Source organism: uncultured Aquimarina sp., assembly GCF_947492405.1.
Taxonomy (GTDB): Bacteria; Bacteroidota; Bacteroidia; order Flavobacteriales; family Flavobacteriaceae; genus Aquimarina.
Window position 1 is genome coordinate 504,875 of record NZ_CANLMP010000001.1, and the last position, 21,500, is coordinate 526,374.

The window sequence follows — 21,500 nt, forward strand, 5'->3', positions numbered from 1 at the left end:
TGTAAAAAAAGAGTTTGAAATCTGAAAGAGTTGCAATTTTTAAGAAATAAACGATGGTTTTTCTGTCAAATTACTAGCACGTTTTTAAAGATTAACAAGTACATTTGTTGAAAATTGTTTTTTAATGGCAGGAAATACATTTGGAAACCTATTTAAGGTGACCACTTTTGGAGAATCACATGGAGTAGCAATTGGTGGAATCATTGATGGATGCCCATCCGGAGTACAATTAGATCTTGAGGCGATACAAGCTGAATTAGATCGTCGTAAACCAGGACAATCAGCTATTGTTACACAACGCAAAGAACCAGATACTGTAGAGTTCTATTCAGGTGTTTTTGAAGGAATAACGACAGGAACTCCTATTGGTTTTGTCATTAAAAATGCCAATCAGAAATCAAAAGATTATTCTCACATAAAAGATTCATATCGACCATCACATGCAGATTATACCTATGACCAAAAGTATGGTGTTAGAGATTATCGTGGTGGTGGACGCTCATCCGCTAGGGAAACAGCGAGTAGAGTAGTAGCTGGCGCTATTGCAAAACAAGTGCTCTCTGAATTATCATTTAATGCGTATGTGAGTGGTGTAGGAGCTATTAAATTGGATAAACCACATACAGAACTTGATTTTTCATTGACAGAAAGTAATATCGTTCGTTGTCCAGATACAGAGAAAGCTGCAGAGATGGAACAATACATCAAACAGATTCGAAAAGAGGGCGATACCGTTGGTGGAGTAGTGAGTTGCGCGATTTCTGGAGTTCCAGTTGGATTAGGAGAACCTGTTTTTGATAAATTACACGCTGAATTAGGAAAAGCAATGCTCTCTATTAATGCGGTCAAAGGTTTCGAATACGGAAGTGGTTTTGCTGGAGCTGCTCTAAAAGGTAGTCAGCATAATGATTTGTTTAATGCAGATGGTACAACTAAAACAAATCTTTCTGGAGGAATACAAGGAGGAATTTCTAACGGGATGGATATTTACTTTAATGTTGCTTTTAAGCCTGTGGCTACCATTATGCAAGATCAAGAAACGATTGATAAAGAAGGTAATATAGTAAATATGCAAGGTAAAGGAAGACATGATCCTTGTGTAGTGCCAAGAGCCGTTCCTATTGTAGAAGCTATGGCAGCATTGGTTTTAGTGGATTATTGGTTAATGAATCGTACGATTAAGAAGTAGCATAGTTTGTGAGCCTCCAGTTTGTGAGTATCTGAGTATTTGAGTGATTCTAGAGTTTCTAAAAAATGTATTCTTTTTTATGAATAGTTCCCTATACACGCCAATGGTTATGATATACACTCATAAACTCAGGTTATAGGATAGATTATATATAATAGATCCACTAGTAATGTATTTAGGATTTTGAATCCAAAAAGCTATTTTAGATACTCCGCCTCAGGCGGACGAGCAGGCTATTTTTCTTCATTTCATTACAAAAAATCACTCGAATTGAAGCTTTTCATTAACTTTTCATTCTAAATGCATAACAGGTTAAATCTCTAACTTACTTACGGGTACATGTTTATTACATTGTACGTGTTACTATTAATCTCACATACTCACACTATAAAAAACTCATCTACTCAACCTTTTTTTATATCTTCGACTTTTTGTATTCAGAAAATTAGATAATTCACATGAAAAAAATTGCATTGCATTGGCAGATAATGATCGGAATGATAGCTGGGATATTATTCGGATTTTTAATGACTCAGTTTTCTTGGGGTAAAGGATTTACCGGGGATTGGATTGCACCATTAGGAACTATTTTTGTGAACCTTCTGAAACTAATCGCAGTTCCACTGATTCTCGCTTCTTTAATAAAAGGGATTTCAGATCTAAAAGATATTTCAAAATTCAAAAAAATTGGAGGAAGGACCATTGTAATTTATGTACTCACTACAGTTATCGCTATTACTATTGGTTTACTGTTGGTTAATGTAATGAAACCAGGGAATGGAATTACTCCGGAGACAATAGAAAAGCTGACCACAGAGTATGCAAGTAGCGCTAAAATATCGGAACGTATTGCTGAGGCAGGAAGACAAAAAGAAAGTGGGCCGTTACAATTTGTTGTAGATATGGTTCCTCAAAATGCCGTAAAGGCAATGAGTGATAATAAAATGATGTTACAAGTAATATTCTTTGCCATCTTTCTTGGTATTAGTATGTTATTGATTAAAGAGGAACAATCAGATCCTTTAAAAAAGTTTTTTGATAGCTTAAATGAGGTAGTTTTGAAGATGGTTGATTTAATAATGCTTACTGCTCCTTATGCTGTATTTGCGTTATTGGCTAATGTTGTTGTAACTTCTGATGATCCAGATATATTATTGGCGTTATTAAGATATGCAGGTGTGGTAGTATTTGGATTAGGATTAATGATTTTCTTTTACTGTATTTTAGTTTCTGTGATTACCAAAAAATCTCCTCTTTGGTTTTTAAAACAAATTAGTCCTGCGCAATTATTGGCATTTTCTACAAGTTCTAGTGCTGCGACTTTACCAGTTACTATGGAAAGGGTAGAAGAACATATTGGTGTAGATAAAGAAGTATCAAGTTTTGTATTACCAGTTGGAGCGACCATTAATATGGATGGAACTAGTTTGTATCAAGCAGTAGCATCTGTATTTATTATGCAAGTATTATGGCCAGAAGGATTAACATTTAGTAATCAAATTACCATTGTATTAACTGCATTATTAGCTTCTATTGGCTCTGCAGCTGTTCCAGGTGCAGGAATGGTAATGTTGGTAATTGTTTTAGAGGCTATAGGTTTTCCATCAGATAAACTTCCTATTGGATTGGCATTAATTTTTGCAGTTGATAGACCATTAGATATGTTACGAACTACGATTAACGTAACAGGAGATGCTACTGTGTCTATGATCGTTGCAAAATCCGTTGGTAAATTAGGAGATCCTAAAGTAAAAGATTGGGATGATCATTATCAAGGATAATTCGATGTAATTTGTTATTGTTTTTCTAAAATTCAATCCTTTTTACCTAATATACAATTAGGGTTTTTACCTTTAATGCGAATTGATTAATCAAGCTCGACATGAATGAAGATACGCTAATAGACGAATCATTACAAAAATTATATAGCCCATCAGATTTTAGAAATATAGGCCATCAGTTAGTAGATGTACTAGCAGACCACCTGGATCAAGTACAATCCCAGAGAGAACAAGCTGTACTCAAATATCAAAATCCTGAAGAAGAATTAGCTTATTGGAAAGAAGATATGTCTTCTGATACTGATATAATAGATGTATATAAAGATATTTTAGAGCGATCTATTCATGTGCATCACCCTAGATATATGGGACATCAGGTAGCGGTACCTTCAATAATCAGTAGTCTTTCTGGATTGGTAACCGATTTATTGAGTAATGGCACTGGAGTCTATGAAATGGGTATGGCGTCTAATGCATTAGAAAGAATTGTTACGGATTTTGTTGCCAAGAAAATTGGGTACGGATCTGATGCTTCCGGTTTTCTTACTTCTGGAGGGACTTTAGCAAATTTAACGGCGTTATTAGCTGCAAGAAAAGCAAAAGCACCTGGAATGGTTTGGGAAGAAGGTCATAAAGAGAAATTAGCGGTTTTAGTTTCTGAAGAAGCACATTATTGTATAGATCGTGCTGCAAGAATCCTAGGATTTGGAGCAGAAGGAATTATAAAAATCCCATCAAATAAATCTTATAAAATTGATACTTCTTTATTAGAAGAATATCTGGAAAATGCACAAAGAAAAGGTTTAGTTGTCATAGCAGTTGTTGGATGTGCTTCTTCTACATCTACCGGTTCTTATGATGATTTAGAGGCGTTAGCGACCTTTGCAAAAGATAATAATCTATGGTTTCATATAGATGGAGCGCACGGAGGTGGAGTTGTTTTCTCAGAAAAATATAAATATTTAGCAAAAGGTATCGACAAAGCAGATTCTGTGGTGATTGATTTTCATAAAATGCTATTGACACCAGCTCTGAATACTGCTTTAATCTTTAAAAACAGCGAAGATTCTTATAAAACTTTTGAGCAAAAAGCACAGTATCTTTGGGATTCTCAGCAATCTAGAGAGTGGTATAATTCTGGTAAAAGGACCTTCGAGTGTACTAAATTAATGATGTCGCTAAAGGTGTATTCAATTATTAAGATGCATGGTAAAGATATTTTCGAAAAAAATATAAATCGATTGTATGATCTTGGAAAGGCATTTGCAGCTATTATTAAAGAAAGAGAGGGGTTTGAATTACTTATTGATCCGGAAGCCAATATTGTGAATTTTAGATATACGGATGTTTCTTCAGATGTTATCAACTCACTCAATTCGCAAATACGTGAAGAGTTAATCTTATCAGGAAAATTTTATATCGTACAGACAATGATAGGAGAGGATCGATACTTACGAACATCCATAATGAATCCTTTAACAGAAGAAAGTGATTTTATTGCTCTTTTGGATGAAATACAAAAAATAGCTTTTAGGTTCAAATAAGGCTTCTATCGTAATTAGAAGGCTAGACGTTAATTAGTTTAATAGTTTATAAGTTTTAGAAAAGTACTCTTATAGGTTTTACCTATTGGAATTACCCTATCTCCAATAAAAACTTGGTTTCCTGATACTTTTTCGATCTTATCCATATTGATAATATAAGAACGATGTATTCTAATAAAATTGAAATTATGTAATTTTTCTTCCCAATTGCGAAGTGTATCCAGAATCAATATATTCTTATGGAGTGTAACCACTTTTACATAATCTACCTCTGCTTTTAAAAGACATATATCATCAACGTGTATGTTATAAATTGTTTTATCGGCATATAAAAAAAACTGTTTAACATATTCCTTTTTTTCTATAATTTTATCTTGTATACGATTTACAGCTTTAAAAAATCGTTCATAAGAAAATGGTTTTACCAGATAGTCGATAACAGCTTCTTCAAAAGCTTCTACTGCGTAATCAGGATATGCCGTAGTAATGATAACCTTAGGAGGATTAATTAAAGTTCTTAAAAAAGATAACCCATTCAATTCTGGCAACTGGATGTCTAAAAATATAAAATCAACTTCTTCTAACTGTTTAGAATCAATATCCAATCCACTTTCATAAATACCTTTACAATGTAAAAATGGAGTTTTATCAATATAGTTTGTTAAAACTTCTTGTGCTCCGTGTTCGTCCTCTATAATGATACAATTCATCATAATGTAATAGTAAGTGTTACTTTGAAAAGATTATCATTTTCTTCAATTAATAGTTGATGTTGTTTGGGGTACAACAATTGTAATCTTTTTTTAGTGTTTTTTATACCGATACCACTTTCTTTCCAATTTGTTTCGATCTCGGATATTTTATCTTTATTATATGTATTTTCACAATAAAAATAGAATTGGTTTTTATCTGATATAGTTTTAACTTTTATAGGGTGTTTGTTACCTTTTAATATACTTGTATACTTAAATGCATTTTCTATAAAAGGTATTAAAAGTAATGGAGCTATTTCCTTTTGAGAATCATGAATATCTTCTACAAAACTAACGTTTACTTTGGTTGATAATCGTTCTTCTTGTAAGCTAATATAATCTTTTATGTGACCGATCTCTTTATCTATTGTTACTTGCTTTTTTTGTCCTTCGTGTAATACATATCTGAAGCTATCTGATAATTTTAAAATTAAATCAGGAGTTTTATCATCTTTTCTTAAAGCATTCGCATAAATATTATTCAGCGTATTAAATAAAAAATGAGGATTTACTTGCGCCTTAAGTGCGCTAAGTTCTGCTTGTTGTTTTTCTTGTTTTGTAGTTTCTAATTCTAATTGTTTTGCGTACAATTTCTTTACGGAGAAAACTGCAAAAAACACCAAACTAAAGGTAATATATGTTACTAAGCTCGAAATCATAGATCTCCATCGATGATCTTTATGATTTTCTTCCAAATGAAAAAAAGTATCTGCATAATAATGAAAAAAGGCATTAACGATAAAAAAGAGTAATACCAATAGTATATATTTTCGCTTGTTTTTTAAAGGAAAAAACCACAAATACATCATATATGTTGGGATACTATTAAATAATAACGCTACTAATTCATGAGAGAAACTCATGGGATAACCGCCTTCGCGTCCCAGATACTTTATATACGGAAACAAAAGCACAATTAACCAGAAGAGCAGGTGCAACAATGGCTCAATTTTTTTCAATTTATCATATGTAGAATCTTTTTTCATAAATTAAGACTAAGGTATTACTTTTATTGATGATGTATTTTCAAATCTTTTATAGACGCTTTTGCAAGAATATTTTTTCCATCTCTAGTTCCACCACTTATTCTAAAAATAATATGCCCACCTTTAAGTGGAGAAAAATCCGTCCGTTCAAAAACAATATTATCGTTTAGAGAAAACCAAACTTTTCCTTCATTTCTACCGATTTCTACTGTACTCCATTGGTTGGATACCATAATGTTATCTGGTTTTCTTAAATGAAAATCACGTTCTAATGCTGAAATGTTTTTATAGAAAAAAGGTGTGTATCCATGTGATTTATTATTAAAAGTTAAGTTGTAATGACTCATTTCTCTGCGCCATTGCCAGATATCTTCGTTAGAGATGTTATCTTCTGGTATTGTTAGCTCTAAAGTTTCACTGGTATTAGAAGCAGAGAATAATACTATAAGCACTGATGCTTCAGACAAGGCTTTTATTTTGTATTTTAATATGATATCTCCTTGATAATTTTTAGGGCTTATTAAAAAGAGCCCATCAGAACTATCAATCTCTTCCATAATAAATTCCCGATCCTTAATCGAAGTTTTTCCCTTTCCTAGCGTTTTCCATTCTAAAAGTTCTTCTGGATTGATTTGTTCTTCTATTAGTTTATTGGATTCACATCCAGTCATTACCAAAATAATAATTATAGATACTGTGAGTGAGTTGAAATACATCTTTTTTATATGATCTTTTACCATGATTAATTGTTTAACTATTAGAATCATTATGTCTATATTCTCTTTTTTTTCTTTTCCTTTCTTTATTTTTATTTTTGAAAAGGGAGTAATTAATACTAAATAAAAACCCAAGAGTTTGGGATTGAAATTTCCATATGGTACGCTGATTAAATTCTCTTGTACGTGTATTTCGTTTCATCAAATTATTATCAAATACATCTATTATTCTTAAATTAGCTGTTAATTTATTTTCCAAAAATTTTGCTCTTACTCCCCAATCAACTCTATTTCTGGGTTCTATAAAATCGAAAGCATTTTGTCGTTTAGGGGTATACCGATACGTAATATCAGTGCTTATTTTTTTAGAAATTTTAAAGGTGTTTTTAAACTGTAGACTAGAAGAGTATAAATTATCCCAGGTATTCAAGTTATTTTCTTCGACTTTTGTATAGTAGTAATTTCCTGTAAAAAATGCACCCCAAAACTTAGCTATTTTATAAGATATTGTTGTTTCTATACCAAAAGAATGGTTGATTCCTATATTCTGAAATGAAATTACTTGTATATTTTCATCCTTAATATCTTGTACCCATAGTATCACATCTTTCCGGTAACGATAAAAGGCAGCAATAGACGAATTGAGTTTGTTTCCATTGTTTTGATAATTTACTTCAATATTATCACTGTATTCTGGTTTCAAAGCTGGATTACCGTCAAACCTGAAAAACGGATTTCCTAGCTGAAAAGGGTTGATATGATGCAGGTTAGGTCTAGAGATGCGTTTGCTATATCCTACTCCGAGTGTGCCGTCTTCGTTAAATTTATAAGAAAGATGTATAGATGGAAATAGGTTAGAAAACTTTAAGTCCGTATTTGATGTGCTTAATGTATTCTGCGATTCTGAAGAAAAACCTTCATATCGTAATCCTATTTGCCAATCTATTTTATATGCATTGAATTTAGTGAGTCCATAAATGCCAATAAGGTCTTCTTTATAATCAAATACATTATTTGTTGCGTCAGTTTCATTTGATGTAATAAAATATTGATTGTTTGTTGAATTACTTTTGTTCCAGGAAACTCCTGTTTCTATTTGTACTTTTTCTGAAATGGGTAAGGAGTAATCCAAAGAAAACGTATGGATTTTATTATCTTCTGTTATGATTTGATCAAATTGAAATACATCATCTTCAAAATCAGAAGCTGGATAATCATTCTTATTATTGTTAAAGTTGTAATCTAATTCCAAGAAATGATTGGATTTAGCAAATTTATGACGGTAGTTAGCATTAAGCACAGATGTCACATGTGTATGTTCAGAATTTCTTGTATATATAAAATCTTCTCGATCGGTTATGTTGAAATACTGTGACCTATTATAAAAACTATGATAATCATCTGTATAATCAAACCCTATAGAAAATTCATTATGCTTATCGGTAAAGAAATCCAATCCGATAGCTCCTTTTCGGATCATTCCATTAAAATCATATGGAGTGAATATTCCTTGAGTATTACCATCTATAAATGTTCTATTTATCGTTTGCTTACTATCCATTTCTCTTCCAGACTGCGAAGCATTAAATCTTACATTCATGGTTGATAGGTTATAATTACCTTGGACTCCATATCCATATCGTTTTGTACCTATAGAGCTATTGAGATTCATATTAAGTCCTGTGTTTAGATCTTTTTTTAAAATCACATTAATGATACCTGATAACCCGTCTGCTTGATATTTTGCCGATGGAGAAGTTATTATTTCTACACTTTTTATGGTCGATGAAGGTATTTGTTCTAATAACTCTGTGGCATTCATAGAAGAAGGTTTACCATTGATTAATAGTCGTACATTATCACTTCCTCTCAGAGATAAATTACCAGTCCCAAGATCTGTTTGAATATCTGCAATTTGATCAAAAGCTTCTAATGCTGTAGTTCCTGATTGTTGGATATCGGTTCCTATATTTATAATTTTTCGATCGATTTTAAGTTGTGTTGTTGTCCGATTTCCTTTTATAATTATTTCGTCTAACGTACTGACTTTTGGTGTTAGTTTGATTAAAACATTTTCTGAAGTAATTAATTCTGTAAACCGACCTACATAAGTTTCATATCCTATAAAACTAACTTCATAAGATGTAAATACTTCTTTAAGCTTTAGTATAAATTCGCCTTTTTCATCGGTAGAAGTGCCATCGATCAATTCTCCTTTATCATCATAGATGGCAATGGTTACAAATGGAATTGCCTTATGAGTAGATAAATCTTTTACAATTCCTGTGAAAGTATCAATTTCTTGAGCAGTCGTGATTAGTGACCCTAAAATTGATAATACGATAAAAGTTACTGTTCGTATCATTTTTTGATTTAGATATCTCAAAAGTGATACTCTTGTCTTTTTTATAAAATTTTAATCTGTGAAAGTCACTAATTTCTCTGTTAACATAAATGGTATCATAATCATAGATACTTTATCATGGTTTTCCTTCTAGAAAACATATTGATTCTATTCTGAACCTTGCTAGATATTGATGAATTAGTGGTAATTAAATTTAGTTACTAATTTTTAGACGCAACCAATATAGAAGTATACCATCTATTAAGAGAATTAACTTTTAAATTATAAAACATGAAACGTTTCTGTCTAGTATTACTTTCGATTATCCTTTTAAGTTGTAGTAATGATGATGATAACTCAGTACCCACATTGCAGGGCACCTGGAATCTTGTTAATGTATCAGGAGGTATCACTGGATTAGATGAAGATATAGATAGGGGAGCGGTTGTTTGGGATTTTGATATAACTTCAGGGATGGTTACCATCGTTAACAATAGCACAACTACTTCTGCTAACACATTGTTAGTATCAGGAACATATACATATAGTGTTTCTGATGCAGCAGATGCAAATATACTTGCGGTTAATGAAGTAGATTATGGCAGATTAAACTTAGAAAACACTGTGTTTACTATCACAGAAAGCGCTATAGATGGATTTACTTTCCGTTTTGAAAGATAGTACTGCTTAAAATACTACTACCGTTTTTTAATTTTCACAAAACGGTAGTAGTATTTATGATAATATCATTATATATTAATTCTTTTGTTTTTCGGATATTTCAGCTGATAAGAAAATTGTTTTTCCAATTGTGCTTTGGGTTTTACCGTTAGTTTCCATTTCATGATTCCTGTTTTAGGATCGTAATTCGCATCATTAGTTTCTATATTATCTACTTTTATTTCTTTGTTCTGAGAAACAGGAATTCGATCTTCGAGAATCAGATGAATCGTATTTTGTTTATTATTTTTTAGTTGTACGGAATATCCAAGATCTACCATTCTATTGCTCCCATAAAAGGATTTGCTTTTAAATTTTTTCAGAGGTTTTCTTTTTACCACAATGTTTGGGTCAGTTCCTAAAGAGATCGTCAAACTGTCTGTAGTTGCTTGAGGATCAATATTTGTTTTTCCTGCATAACTACCTTCAAAATATATATTAGCTTCTCCAGCTAATAGATCAAACTGCTCCCAGTTTCCTAACTTGGCAGTTAAAAATATATTTTCGTTGAGTTCTGGAGCAACATAATAACTGTAATCAGCATTCATATCAAAATTATCAATTTCTATAGTAGTGATATCGCTATTGGATTTGATAGTATATTTCTTTTTGATTACAAATCGGGTATTTGTAATTCCCTCTTCTTTGGCCTCTACAGTAACATTATAGGTTTCTTTTTTTCTTTTCGATTTACTACGCGATGCTCTCCTATATCCTGATGAAGTTCCATAACCCACTACAACAACTTCCTCTAGTGCAGTATCATCTTCTTCCAGACTTAAATTGACTATAGAACTTCCTATTGTTATTTCTTCGGTTACAAAACCTATATATGAGAATGATAATTGTTTTCCTTGTTGTATGGTAATGGTATATCTACCATCAAAATCTGTTACAGCGCCGTTATTGAATCCTTTTTCCACTACGTTAACACCAGGAAGCGGAAGCCCTTTTTCATCTGTTACAATACCGCTTACTGTTTTTATATTAGGATTATAGGTGGAGGAATATCTATTTACAGCACTTCTTCTTTGATAACTACCATAACTAAAGTTTAAATATCTGGTTGTAAGATCTGGCTTTATGTTATTAGTGTTAGGATCACCTGTAGATAAGATAACTTTTGTGTTATTCCAATCGGTACCCGTTTTTTGGTACACATTAGCTTTGTATGTTATTTTAAGAGGAGTGTTGGTATTTTTTGATTTGATATCATACAAAGGAAACCAACCGGCGTCTGTTACATTATACTTTAGTTTTAAAGCAAGGTTTGTAGCAGAAGATACATCTATTTTTACCTTTATTTCTCCTCGTTCTTCTTTAGTATGATCACTAAGTCTATCGATTTGATTGGTGATGTTTCTAATTTCATCGTGTAATTTATTTTTTTCCAGATTAATATTATAAGTTTCATTCTGTATAGCTACTGATCTTTCTCGGTAATAGGTGGATATTTGTTTTACTTTTTCCAATGAAAGTGCAGTTTGATCGCTACCAATTCGTTGGTTGTTTTCTAATACCTTTTTTTCTTGATGAAGTCCCGAGAGTAAGTTCTCTAATTTGTTTTTCTTCAATAATAATAATTCTAGTTGATGTTCTAATAGTTCTAATTCTTTCGAATTCTTTTTCTTTTCTAAATAATTGATTCCATAATTTATGGATAAGATAGAAGCATTTTTTAAACCTGAAATTTGTATACTATTTTCATCAATTTTATTAGAAAGATCATTAAATACAATTTCATTTACCCCTGGTACTACATCGGTTAAAGCGGTTCTTTGGATTCTAGCCCCTGATATATAAACAGTGACCTCTTCTATAGTAGAGGATACTTTTTTATCATTATTACCAAATATAATAGTAGGTAAGAGTAACATAAGTAAGGTAAAGGTTCTCATAGTTGTATACTTTTTGGATTTTAAACGAAAATATAACTGTAACCTATAATGATAAACCCATATTGAGTGAACTGGCTTTTTGATTGAGTAAATCTATATAAGCACTTAGTTTACAGTTTAAAAAGCTGTGAATGTCCTGTAAATAGTGAAAAAGGGGGAAAACCCCTATATGATTTCTAGCTAAAGTCCCCTTACTTTGTGTAATAGATAAGCATACTTTTGAACCACACTTATTAATAAACTTAAAATACACTCATTATGAAACGGCTTTTTCTACCCATAGCTTTAATCTCATTTGCAGTTATATGCCTAAGTATTGTGCATATCGATAATGTGAATAAACTAGATGAAGAATATAATCAGTTAAGAGAGAGGCATCAAATCAACAGTAGTTCTGATGCAGAAATTACAACAATAGAAAAGTTTGAGACTAAATGAAGAGTTGAGAAAGATACATTACAAACCAATAAAGAAAAGAATTAATTATTTCTGAATTGGATAAATAAAAGGGAAAACAAAAAAAGTAACGGATCACTCTAAGACTGCTGCCTTGCACATTATTGCAAGGCAGTTTTTTATTTGTAACAATAGAGATCATTATATGAATGAAAAAAAGATGTTTTTACGAATTCTAAATGAATGCCTACGAATTCTAAAATACCTATCAACTAAGACCGTAATCATGATTACTTTTAAACCGTAATTAAAGAGTGGTCTTTTTTTGCTGCCAAATCATTTAATCCCAAAATAAAATGAAAAAGCTTTTAATACCAATAATACTAATTTGCTTTGCAGTAGCATGTTTAGGATTTGTACATATAGATAATATGAACAAAGCCGAATTGAATAGGGTAACATCAAAGGGGGAAAGTTTTGATATTAATTCATAATGCTATTGCAAAAGTAAATTATATGTTATTGGTCGATAAAGAGGGCTTTTAGCTTTTGAGTTGGAATCATGCAACTCTCTTTTTTACCAAACCAGTTATATCTGTTTCTTGAGACTATATCGTAAACACAATCTCTTAAGAATTTAGGAAAAATAAGAAAAACAGAAAGTAACGGATAACCACCAGACAGCTGTCTTGCAATACGCAGGGCAGCTGTTGACTTATGATAATATGCCATATTAGGTTCTATAAGTAGAATGGTGTTCAATTCTGAAGTGTCAATACCTCTTTCTTTTGCCAATTTCTGCCCTATATCGCTCTGTAAAGAAGCATATCGAAATACATCATTCTTATCACGCTTAATGATGAAATTAACCGCTCCATTACAAAGATTACATACTCCATCGAATAATATGATTTTTTTTCCTTCGATATTCATACTACAAAGATAAGAACCAAATATAGAATCTTGTTAACCAATTATAATTTCATTAAGAATCATTTCAGGATAATAGAATCTATAACTTGTTTAGTAGTAATTTGTAGATTCTTTGGCAACAAATTATCCTTAGGCAAGACAGCTAGATAACGATCGTTATTAGAATCAAAAACTTGTTTAAAACTAGGATCTTTTAATTGAAGCATATCGCATATTTCTGTAATGAGATCCAGATGATAAATAAGATCAGTGCTTCCGAGATGAAAGATACCTTTTTTACCTCGATTAATGATATAGTGTAATTGTTGTGTAAGTTTAGAAATAGAAGTTGCATTGATAATTACATTAGGAAAAACCTCTATTGGCGCCTTAAGATCGTGTAAGGTTTTTAGTTCCTGTACGCGAGGTGTACTTGCACCAAAAATCATTGGTATTCGAGCGATTACATATTTTTTTGTGGGTAAGCGCATTAATGCATTTTCAATTTTGATTTTTAACCTTCCATAAACACTATCACTTAATGTTTTATCGTATTCATAGGATGGATAATTACTAAACGTATCAAATACATTAGCACTGGATAGAAATATTAATTTTGATTTATTCTTTGTTAACCAATTTATGATTCTTTGATGCGCATCTAATTGTGAATTAAAATTTCCTCTAAAAGCAGAAACGATAATGGTAGGTTTTAAGTTGTCCAATAATATGGAGATATCTTCGAGTTCCATATCGTACTGAAAGAATTTTTGATTTTTTTCATAAAAAGTATTGTCTGTTCTGTATGTACCATAGGTGTCAAAATAGGAGTTTAGCTCTTTATATAGAGCATTTCCTATAAAACCACTGGCTCCTATGATTAAAATTTTTTTCAATACTTATGCTAAAAAAAGTTAAGTTCCAAAGATCACTAAACTACGTAACCTTGAAACTTAACTTACTCTTTATTATTGTTATAAAATAATTATCCTTTATAAAAAGGTAATTTTACTACTGTCGCAGGAATTGCTTTTTTACGTACCTGAATATTGATTTTACTACCGGGAGCAGCAAAAACTTTAGGGACATACCCTAATCCAATTCCTTTACCTAAAGACGGAGACATCGTACCAGAAGTCACAATTCCGATTTTATTACCATTTCCATCCACAATATCATAATCGTGTCTTGGAATTCCTCTTTCATCTAATTCGAAACCTACTAGTTTACGTTCTGGTCCGTGTTCTTTTTCTTTTGCCAAAGCATCGGCATTCACAAAATCTTTGGAGAACTTTGTAATCCAGCCTAAACCAGCTTCAATAGGAGAAGTTTCATCATTAATGTCATTTCCATAAAGACAATACCCCATTTCTAATCGCAATGTGTCTCTAGCTGCTAGACCAATAGGTTTGATCCCGAAATCCGCACCCGCTTCTAATACTTTATTCCAAATTTGCTCTACTTCAGAGTTTTTACAGTAAATTTCAAAACCACCACTACCAGTATATCCAGTAGCCGAAATGATTACATGATCAATTCCTGCAAAATCTGCTACTTCGAATGTATAAAACTTCATAGCTTCCAGATCTACGGAGGTAAGAGATTGCATTGCTTGAGCAGCTTTTGGGCCTTGAATAGCTAATAGAGAGTAATCTTCGGATAAATCACGCATATCAGCGTCCATTGTATTATGGCTCTTGATCCAATCCCAATCCTTCTGTATATTAGAGGCATTGACTACCAATAAGTATTTTTCATCAGCTATTTTATATACTATCAGATCATCTACAATACCACCTTTATCATTTGGTAAACAACTATATTGCGCTTTTCCATCTACAAGCTTAGCTGCATCATTAGAAGTTACTTTTTGAATTAAATCCAATGCATTAGGACCGGTGATCAAAAACTCACCCATATGTGATACATCAAAAACACCAACTCCGTTACGAACTGTTTCGTGTTCTATATTTACTCCATCATAGGATACAGGCATATTGTATCCGGCAAATGGAACTATTTTCGCACCTAAAGCAGTATGAGTTTCTGTTAACGCAGTATTTTTCATAAAGAATCGATTTGTAGAATTAAGAATCAAATTGAGGCCGAAAGTAAAAAACTTTGTGTTGGTAAACAATCCTTTTATATGATTAATTGTTAACTTTTTCTAAATCTAAAAGCTAATAATTACGGATATTATAATATGTAATATGATTTTATATGTTTTTTAATAACTTTATAAAAATCACCATTAATTAAAAAAATTATGTCGGCTGGATATTCAGGTACGCCACTAGCTAAAAAACTAGGAATAAAGGACGGGCTGGCGTTATTATTTTATAATCGTCCAGATCATTATTGGAATCTTTTTTCAGACTTACCAAAGAATATAAAAGAGTTATATAAGGTTACACCTGAAGAAGCAGATTTTATTCACGTGTTTTGTACTAGTGCAAATGAACTACATACTCAGATACCAATATACAAAACTGCTTTAAAGAAAACCGGAATGTTATGGGTTAGCTGGCCCAAAGGTAGCTCTAAAATACCTACTGATCTTAAAAGAGAACCTATAAGAGAATATTTATTAGATATTGGATTGGTGGATATTAAGGTAGCCGCTGTTGATGAAGACTGGAGTGGTTTAAAATTTGTTTACCGTGTGTCAGACAGAAATTAATAGATCAATATTTGATTAAAATATCTGATTTGAAGCAACCTAATTGTGTGAAATGTATCTATATTATAAACACTTTATAGTTATGAAAAATCAAGCACTTCTTTTTTTTATTCCACTTTTATTTGTTTTCTCTTGCAATGACGATGACGACACTATAACGAATCCAGATTTATTGGGAAAATGGAGACTAATAGAGCAATTAGTGGACCCAGGTGATGGAAGTGGTACATTCCAACCGATAAGTAGTGATTTAGAATTAGAATTTTTGGGAGAAGGTATTCTACAAGTTTCTAATGGTAGTTTATGTTCATTAGCTATAGAATCTGAAGGGAATAGTACAGAAAGTTATTCTATCGATGAAAATACTATAACTGTTTCGTGTAATGCTCCTTTTTCGATTAGCTTTGAAATCAAAGAAGGAAGTTTATTTTTATATCATCCTTGTATAGAAGAATGCGGTCAACGTTACCAGAAACTTCCTTAAACTCTTTTTTCAGGAATTATATATAAACCCTAGTAAATAACAAATCCTGTTCTAAGTTAGAACAGGATTTGTAACATAACTCTTATCAATTACGATAAGTTAACTTAATACGTTAGCAATGATTATTGCATTAACTTTTTAGATAACTCTTGTAATTCAGTTGACTTAGCCATCATGTAATCATTAAGCTTTTTTACGTCATCACCAGAAAGGTTCCCCATAACTTCTTGAGCTTTGGTACCTAATTCTTGTCCTTTTTGACCTAAAGAAGCAAAAGCAGTCATATCCTTACTTTCTACTACTTTCTTATACTCTTCGATATAAGCTTCATAAGAATTTACGTACTCCTGTACTTTTTCGTCACTAAAACTAGGTACACCATCTGATGCTGCAGCTTCAGTTTTTTCTTCTACTTTTTCTTCTGCTTTTTCTGTTTTTTCAACTTCTTCAGTTTTGTCAGCACTATCAGTTGCTTCAGACTTAGTTTCGTTTTTACAAGAAGCTGCAAAAAGAACAGCCATAACTAATGCGAAATTTAAAATGGTTTTTTTCATGATTTTTATATAAAATGTTAATTAATTGGTTTGTTTTTATTAACAATGCAAATATACACTTGTTTACGCCTTTACCAAACACTTTTTTCAGTGAAGAAAATACCCGGTTTTCAGGGTGTTTATAGGCGTAAAATCTATACATTCCCTTAAAAATAATATATATTCGAAAAAATAATATTACAAAAAAACTCTAAATAATCACTTAATCAGTTCTTTAAGTTGTTTATCGATTTATAATAAAATTTTAAGAAGTTTATGATAAGATTAGATAATGAATTATAATATTTTTGTCCTATGCAATATGTAAAAGATTCTATATTCTATCAAGATGCCATTCACGAGTTAAATTATCCGTTTGGTGATTTTTACTTGTTTGATAGATTTGTAATTGGAGAATTCAAAGAAGATACCGTAGTTACCTGGGATGATCATGCAAAACTATTAGTAGAAGATTTAACGAATCTATATGATCATGATGGATCTAATGTAGTCTATATTACGAATAGGGTTCATAGGTATGCTGTAAAACCAAGTGATTGGTTAAAATTCTATAAGAGTGATTATAAGATGAAAGGCTATGCTATTGTTAGTTATACACCTAAGGGATTATTAAATTCATTAATAGAAAAGTTATTCATTAAAAGTAAGTTTAAAAGCTTTGAATCTTTAGAAGACGCTATTCATTGGGCCAAAAGTCTGACCGAGGCGACTGTTCCTAATTAAAATTGGAGATTGTATATAGGTGTCTTATATTTTTACTTTCTTGCTAACTATCAAATACACTGTAGTAAATAATCATCGTATTACGAAAGTGACAAAAGAAAAGTAATAATAATCTTTGTTTGTTCACATTCAATACATATAATTTTGTTAAATGAAAGACACTTTACTTATACTATTAGTATTGTTTGTTTGTAACATGTACGCTCAACAAAAAGAGTATACAACTACATTACAGGAAATAGAAATAATAAGAAAAAATGCGAATACCTCTTATAATAGAGCAAATGCCGCAGAAAAAGATTCTATTATAACCACAACAAGAGTCTATATATTTAAAACATTGGTCGACACTATTTTTCCATATTGGTATGGAACCCCCTGGGATTTTAACGGACATACCAAAATACCAGGTGAAGGCAAGATCGCTTGTGGTTATTTTGTGACCACTACTTTACAAGATATTGGATTTAACATTCCTAGATATAAGTGGGCACAATCTGCTTCTGAGGTGTTTATTAAGAAACTAGCAAAACAACAAATCAAACGTTTTACCAATAAACCCTTAACTACTATAGAGGATTTCTTATTAAATAGTGGAGATGGGTTGTATCTAGTAGGATTGGATGATCATACAGGTTTTATTAGTGTAGATAACAAAAAAACACGATTTATTCACGCCAGTTATTATAAACCAGAAATAGGAGTAATGGCTGAAGCTTTGGATTCAGAAAATCCACTAAAGTATTCTAAATACAGAGTTATTGGTAAATTATTATCTGATACAATGGTTCGTAACTGGATCAATGGTATTCGATATAATTGACACCGAAGATTCAGGCGGATTAATCACTAACTTTAATAGACTTAATAGATCATGTTTGGATCTTGTTTTATTTTAAATAACTGGTGAAAAGTGAATTAAATTACCCGTTGCGCATTTTTATTTTTTTATTCAAAATTCGTCGATTCGAGTGCTTCGACTAAAAGAAGAAGTGTATACGCCAGAGGCGAGCAGGCTAATTTTTCTTCTGTTATCTCGAACGTAGTCGAGAGGTCATTTTGGAAAATTACTCGAATTGACGCTTTTCTTTAACATTTACTTCAAAATGAACAACAGGTTAATAAAGATTTAAAGTATATAAGTTTCACCAAAAAAAAACGGGAAAAGAATACCTGGATTAAACCCCTTTTTATTCTTATAGAAAAAGAAATAATGGAGCATGGGGCTTCGAGTGCCTCAACCCTTGATATAAATCTGTAGGGAGAGGCTCTCTAATCCTAAACCCTTTTACAGGCTCAGGAAAGGTTAAGTTCAAGGGTAATTCCAGTCGAACTGGATTTGCTGAGTGTCCTCCATAGGCGGACAGGTACCTAAGTATTATCTATATTAGTTATCTATTCCTATATTTTCCAAAACAATCACATCAACTTCGCCCGATACAGAAAGATCATTTTGTGAATCATTATTTATTCCTTCTACTTCAAAAGAAAATGAAAATCTTAAGGTATTGGTATCACTATTAAAATTAAAATCGGTAATGTCAAAATTTAGAACCTCTACATCATCATTACTGAAATTTTCATCTAATTGTAAGACTCCCAGATCTTCAAAAATGATATTATGTTCTACAAATTCCATATTAAAATCAAAGGTTTCATTCTCAGTTCCTGGATTGATCACTGTAAGATTAATTTCTACAGTAGATTCTTGATGTCGATCATCAGGAATATTAATAAATCGTAAAACATTAAAAGAAATACTGGAAGCATCTGTATCAACTACTACCGAATTACCATTTTCGAGTGCTTGTGAATCAATTGCTGAGAATTCAAAGATTGTTGTATCCGTAAAAGGGGATGCGTTATCAATCCTTGTTCCATCTAGTGTAATGGTAACTCCTCCGAATTGTCGTAATTCGTCAAAACCAACTCCATCGATTCCATCTGCACCATCAATTCCGTCAACTCCATCGATTCCTGCTAAACCATCTTCTCCTTCGCAATTGGTTAGGAACACCCCAAGGCAAACCACTAAAACGGTTTTATATATTGTTGTAAAATCTAAATATTTCATTTTTTATAAGTTTATAGCTTTAATATAATTTGTTAGTGAAACTCTATTTTGAAAAATTGCGAAGCAACACATTCAAAATAGGTAGTTGAACTAATTCCGCTTTTTAGCGGGATCTTAGATCTAATACCTAGGAGCTTGCTTCGAAACTTTAAAGATTATTTTCGTTTGAATGCCTCGCGGGCTTACCCCGAGGATATTTACTCTAACCCTGGTATTTCTTTTAGTACAATTACATCTACCTCTCCCGATACAGAAATATCGTTACTAGTAGTATTTAATTCGGCAGGTATATCTGCAGTGAATAAAAATGTAAGTGTATTGGTTTCGTTGTTAAAATTGAAATCGGTTACCTCTGCATTACTAATTGAGGTACTGGTAACATCAAAAAATGTCAAATCTTCTGAAACCACTGCATAATTCAAAATTTGCAGATCAAAGTCGACTATTTGGTTGGCTTCTCCTGGATTCGTTACTAATAGTTGGAAAATAGTACTGGCTGATTGAAACGCATCATCAGGAGCGCTTAAAAATCTTCTTACATTGAATTCCAAACCAGATTCGTTAGGAGTTACTGTATTTCCTTCGGTTAAGAAATCTGGAGACAAAGCACCAAATCTAAAGATTTCCGAATCAGTAAAAGACTGATTATCTGGTCGTGTACCTTCTAATGTTACTGTGATACTCCCAAATCTGGTAATTTCGTCAAAACCTAAGCCATCTGTTCCGTCTATTCCATCAATGCCGTTAACTCCATCGATTCCAGTTGCCCCATCTTCTATTTCACAACTAGATAGTAGGAGTCCAAAACAACAAACTAAAAGGATTTTGTATGTATGTATATAATTATAACTTTTCATATGTATTTCTTTTACTCGATAATCGAGATTTAAATGTTCCGAGGCTTGCCTCGAAATCTAAAATTATTTTCTATCTAATGCCGCATGGGCTTGCACTGAGGTAGTTACTTATTTTTTCAATTAGATCCTATATCCTCTATATCTTCAAAAACGATTACATCGACTTCTCCAGAAACAGACAGATCATTTCCTGTGCTGTTATTAGCTGCATCTACATCAAAAGAGAATGAAATAGTAAAGGCGTTGGTTTCATTGTTAAAATTAAAATTGGTAATACTTACATTAGAAACACCTGTATCATCAGTTTCAAAACTATCGTCAAATCTGAAGAAGGATAAATCATCTCCGATAATGGCATAATCAGTGATACCTATAAAGATTAATATTTCCTGATTTTGTTCTCCAGGATTTGTGACTTCCGCAAATACTTCAACTTCAGATCCTTGAAACTCCTCATCGGGAGTGCTCAAAAATCGTACTGTATCAAATTCTAATAAAGAAGTATCAGGATCTGTAAAGACTGTGTTTTCAAAATCAATGTCTTCTACACCAATAAACTTAAAAACATCGGTTTTTGTAAAGGGTACTCCATCTGGTCTTGTGCCCTCCAAGTTCAGTGTAATAGCTCCAAATTTAGAAAGTTCATCAAAGCCAACGCCATTTTCTCCGTCTGATCCATTGACTCCGTCGATCCCATCGATCCCATCGAGACCGTTTTCCCCTTCTTCACAACTAGAGCAGAAGATCCCTAAGGTGCAGAACAGCATAATTTTTAGAAAGTGTTTTTTCATTTTAAAAGATTTGTATGAGTTAGTTGGCAAATAACTTACTATCAGATCCTTCTATGAAATAAAAATCTGTGAAACGGAAAAAATGGATTTAAAAAGGAA

21 protein-coding genes are annotated in these 21,500 nt (G+C 32.0%); 9 read left to right on the forward strand and 12 right to left on the reverse strand.

The window, feature by feature from the left end; translation table 11 throughout:
* Window positions 1–124: 124 nt before the first annotated feature.
* From aroC to Q0829_RS02235, 3 genes are all read left to right on the forward strand, one after another.
* Entirely contained in the window at window positions 125–1,189 is a 1,065-nt protein-coding gene (gene aroC, locus Q0829_RS02225) for a chorismate synthase (protein ID WP_298539401.1), read from the forward strand.
* Between the two features lie 458 nt (window positions 1,190–1,647).
* Window positions 1,648–2,970 (forward strand): dicarboxylate/amino acid:cation symporter, encoded by a 1,323-nt coding sequence (locus Q0829_RS02230; protein ID WP_298539429.1) that lies wholly within the window; start codon window positions 1,648–1,650, stop codon window positions 2,968–2,970.
* Window positions 2,971–3,071: 101 nt separating this feature from the next.
* On the forward strand, window positions 3,072–4,514 hold the full coding sequence (locus tag Q0829_RS02235; protein ID WP_298539431.1) for an aminotransferase class I/II-fold pyridoxal phosphate-dependent enzyme: 1,443 nt from the start codon (window positions 3,072–3,074) through the stop codon (window positions 4,512–4,514).
* A 38-nt stretch (window positions 4,515–4,552) separates the two neighbouring features.
* Here Q0829_RS02235 and Q0829_RS02240 read toward each other — a convergent pair whose 3' ends face one another.
* From Q0829_RS02240 to Q0829_RS02255, 4 genes are read right to left on the reverse strand one after another with little or no spacing between them, the layout of a single operon-like run.
* Complete coding sequence (locus Q0829_RS02240; RefSeq protein ID WP_298539433.1) at window positions 4,553–5,227, reverse strand: LytTR family DNA-binding domain-containing protein; 675 nt, start codon at window positions 5,225–5,227, stop codon at window positions 4,553–4,555.
* Window positions 5,224–6,252, reverse strand: a complete 1,029-nt coding sequence (locus tag Q0829_RS02245; protein WP_298539435.1) for a histidine kinase — start codon at window positions 6,250–6,252, stop codon at window positions 5,224–5,226. The genes Q0829_RS02240 and Q0829_RS02245 overlap by 4 nt, the downstream gene beginning before the upstream one ends.
* 23 nt (window positions 6,253–6,275) lie before the next feature.
* Window positions 6,276–6,992, reverse strand: coding sequence for a hypothetical protein (locus Q0829_RS02250; protein WP_298539437.1), 717 nt, complete (start codon window positions 6,990–6,992; stop codon window positions 6,276–6,278).
* Window positions 6,993–7,002: 10 nt separating this feature from the next.
* Window positions 7,003–9,333: an outer membrane beta-barrel family protein gene (locus tag Q0829_RS02255; protein ID WP_298539439.1), complete on the reverse strand. Its 2,331-nt coding sequence runs from the start codon at window positions 9,331–9,333 to the stop codon at window positions 7,003–7,005.
* A gap of 270 nt (window positions 9,334–9,603) precedes the next feature.
* Here Q0829_RS02255 and Q0829_RS02260 point away from each other — a divergent pair, with 270 nt between their 5' ends.
* Entirely contained in the window at window positions 9,604–9,993 is a 390-nt protein-coding gene (locus tag Q0829_RS02260) for a hypothetical protein (protein ID WP_298539441.1), read from the forward strand.
* Window positions 9,994–10,061: 68 nt separating this feature from the next.
* Here the strand turns inward: Q0829_RS02260 and Q0829_RS02265 are convergent, their stop codons facing one another.
* Window positions 10,062–11,930: a DUF4139 domain-containing protein gene (locus Q0829_RS02265; RefSeq protein ID WP_298539444.1), complete on the reverse strand. Its 1,869-nt coding sequence runs from the start codon at window positions 11,928–11,930 to the stop codon at window positions 10,062–10,064.
* 258 nt (window positions 11,931–12,188) lie between these two features.
* On the opposite strand from Q0829_RS02265, the gene Q0829_RS02270 reads away from it, so the two are divergent.
* The gene (locus Q0829_RS02270; RefSeq protein WP_298539446.1) at window positions 12,189–12,368 is read left to right on the forward strand and encodes a hypothetical protein; all 180 of its coding nucleotides are present in this window, start codon (window positions 12,189–12,191) and stop codon (window positions 12,366–12,368) included.
* A gap of 477 nt (window positions 12,369–12,845) precedes the next feature.
* On the opposite strand, the gene Q0829_RS02275 is transcribed toward Q0829_RS02270, so the two are convergent.
* The 3 genes from Q0829_RS02275 to gcvT all read right to left on the reverse strand — a co-directional run bounded on the left by Q0829_RS02275 (window position 12,846) and on the right by gcvT (window position 15,306).
* A complete protein-coding gene (locus Q0829_RS02275; RefSeq protein ID WP_298539449.1) occupies window positions 12,846–13,259 on the reverse strand; it encodes a thiol-disulfide oxidoreductase DCC family protein in 414 nt (137 codons plus the stop codon).
* A gap of 59 nt (window positions 13,260–13,318) precedes the next feature.
* Entirely contained in the window at window positions 13,319–14,134 is an 816-nt protein-coding gene (locus Q0829_RS02280; protein ID WP_298539451.1) for a sugar nucleotide-binding protein, read from the reverse strand.
* A gap of 89 nt (window positions 14,135–14,223) precedes the next feature.
* Window positions 14,224–15,306 carry a glycine cleavage system aminomethyltransferase GcvT gene (gene gcvT, locus Q0829_RS02285; protein ID WP_298539453.1) on the reverse strand — a complete coding sequence of 361 codons (1,083 nt, stop codon included), beginning with the start codon at window positions 15,304–15,306 and terminating at the stop codon, window positions 14,224–14,226.
* 198 nt (window positions 15,307–15,504) lie between these two features.
* Here gcvT and Q0829_RS02290 point away from each other — a divergent pair, with 198 nt between their 5' ends.
* Window positions 15,505–15,918 carry a DUF3052 domain-containing protein gene (locus Q0829_RS02290; protein WP_298539454.1) on the forward strand — a complete coding sequence of 138 codons (414 nt, stop codon included), beginning with the start codon at window positions 15,505–15,507 and terminating at the stop codon, window positions 15,916–15,918.
* An 82-nt stretch (window positions 15,919–16,000) separates the two neighbouring features.
* A complete protein-coding gene (locus Q0829_RS02295; RefSeq protein ID WP_298539456.1) occupies window positions 16,001–16,402 on the forward strand; it encodes a hypothetical protein in 402 nt (133 codons plus the stop codon).
* A gap of 122 nt (window positions 16,403–16,524) precedes the next feature.
* Here the strand turns inward: Q0829_RS02295 and Q0829_RS02300 are convergent, their stop codons facing one another.
* Window positions 16,525–16,956, reverse strand: a complete 432-nt coding sequence (locus Q0829_RS02300; protein ID WP_298539460.1) for a hypothetical protein — start codon at window positions 16,954–16,956, stop codon at window positions 16,525–16,527.
* 294 nt (window positions 16,957–17,250) lie between these two features.
* Here Q0829_RS02300 and Q0829_RS02305 point away from each other — a divergent pair, with 294 nt between their 5' ends.
* The gene (locus Q0829_RS02305) at window positions 17,251–17,679 is read left to right on the forward strand and encodes a hypothetical protein (protein ID WP_298539462.1); all 429 of its coding nucleotides are present in this window, start codon (window positions 17,251–17,253) and stop codon (window positions 17,677–17,679) included.
* A gap of 151 nt (window positions 17,680–17,830) precedes the next feature.
* A complete protein-coding gene (locus Q0829_RS02310; RefSeq protein WP_298539465.1) occupies window positions 17,831–18,502 on the forward strand; it encodes a hypothetical protein in 672 nt (223 codons plus the stop codon).
* Between the two features lie 564 nt (window positions 18,503–19,066).
* Here Q0829_RS02310 and Q0829_RS02315 read toward each other — a convergent pair.
* The 3 genes from Q0829_RS02315 to Q0829_RS02325 all read right to left on the reverse strand — a co-directional run bounded on the left by Q0829_RS02315 (window position 19,067) and on the right by Q0829_RS02325 (window position 21,401).
* Window positions 19,067–19,753, reverse strand: a complete 687-nt coding sequence (locus tag Q0829_RS02315; protein WP_298539468.1) for a hypothetical protein — start codon at window positions 19,751–19,753, stop codon at window positions 19,067–19,069.
* Between the two features lie 197 nt (window positions 19,754–19,950).
* A complete protein-coding gene (locus Q0829_RS02320; protein WP_298539470.1) occupies window positions 19,951–20,610 on the reverse strand; it encodes a hypothetical protein in 660 nt (219 codons plus the stop codon).
* 116 nt (window positions 20,611–20,726) lie between these two features.
* Window positions 20,727–21,401 carry a hypothetical protein gene (locus Q0829_RS02325; RefSeq protein WP_298539472.1) on the reverse strand — a complete coding sequence of 225 codons (675 nt, stop codon included), beginning with the start codon at window positions 21,399–21,401 and terminating at the stop codon, window positions 20,727–20,729.
* Between the last annotated feature and the right edge of the window lie 99 nt (window positions 21,402–21,500).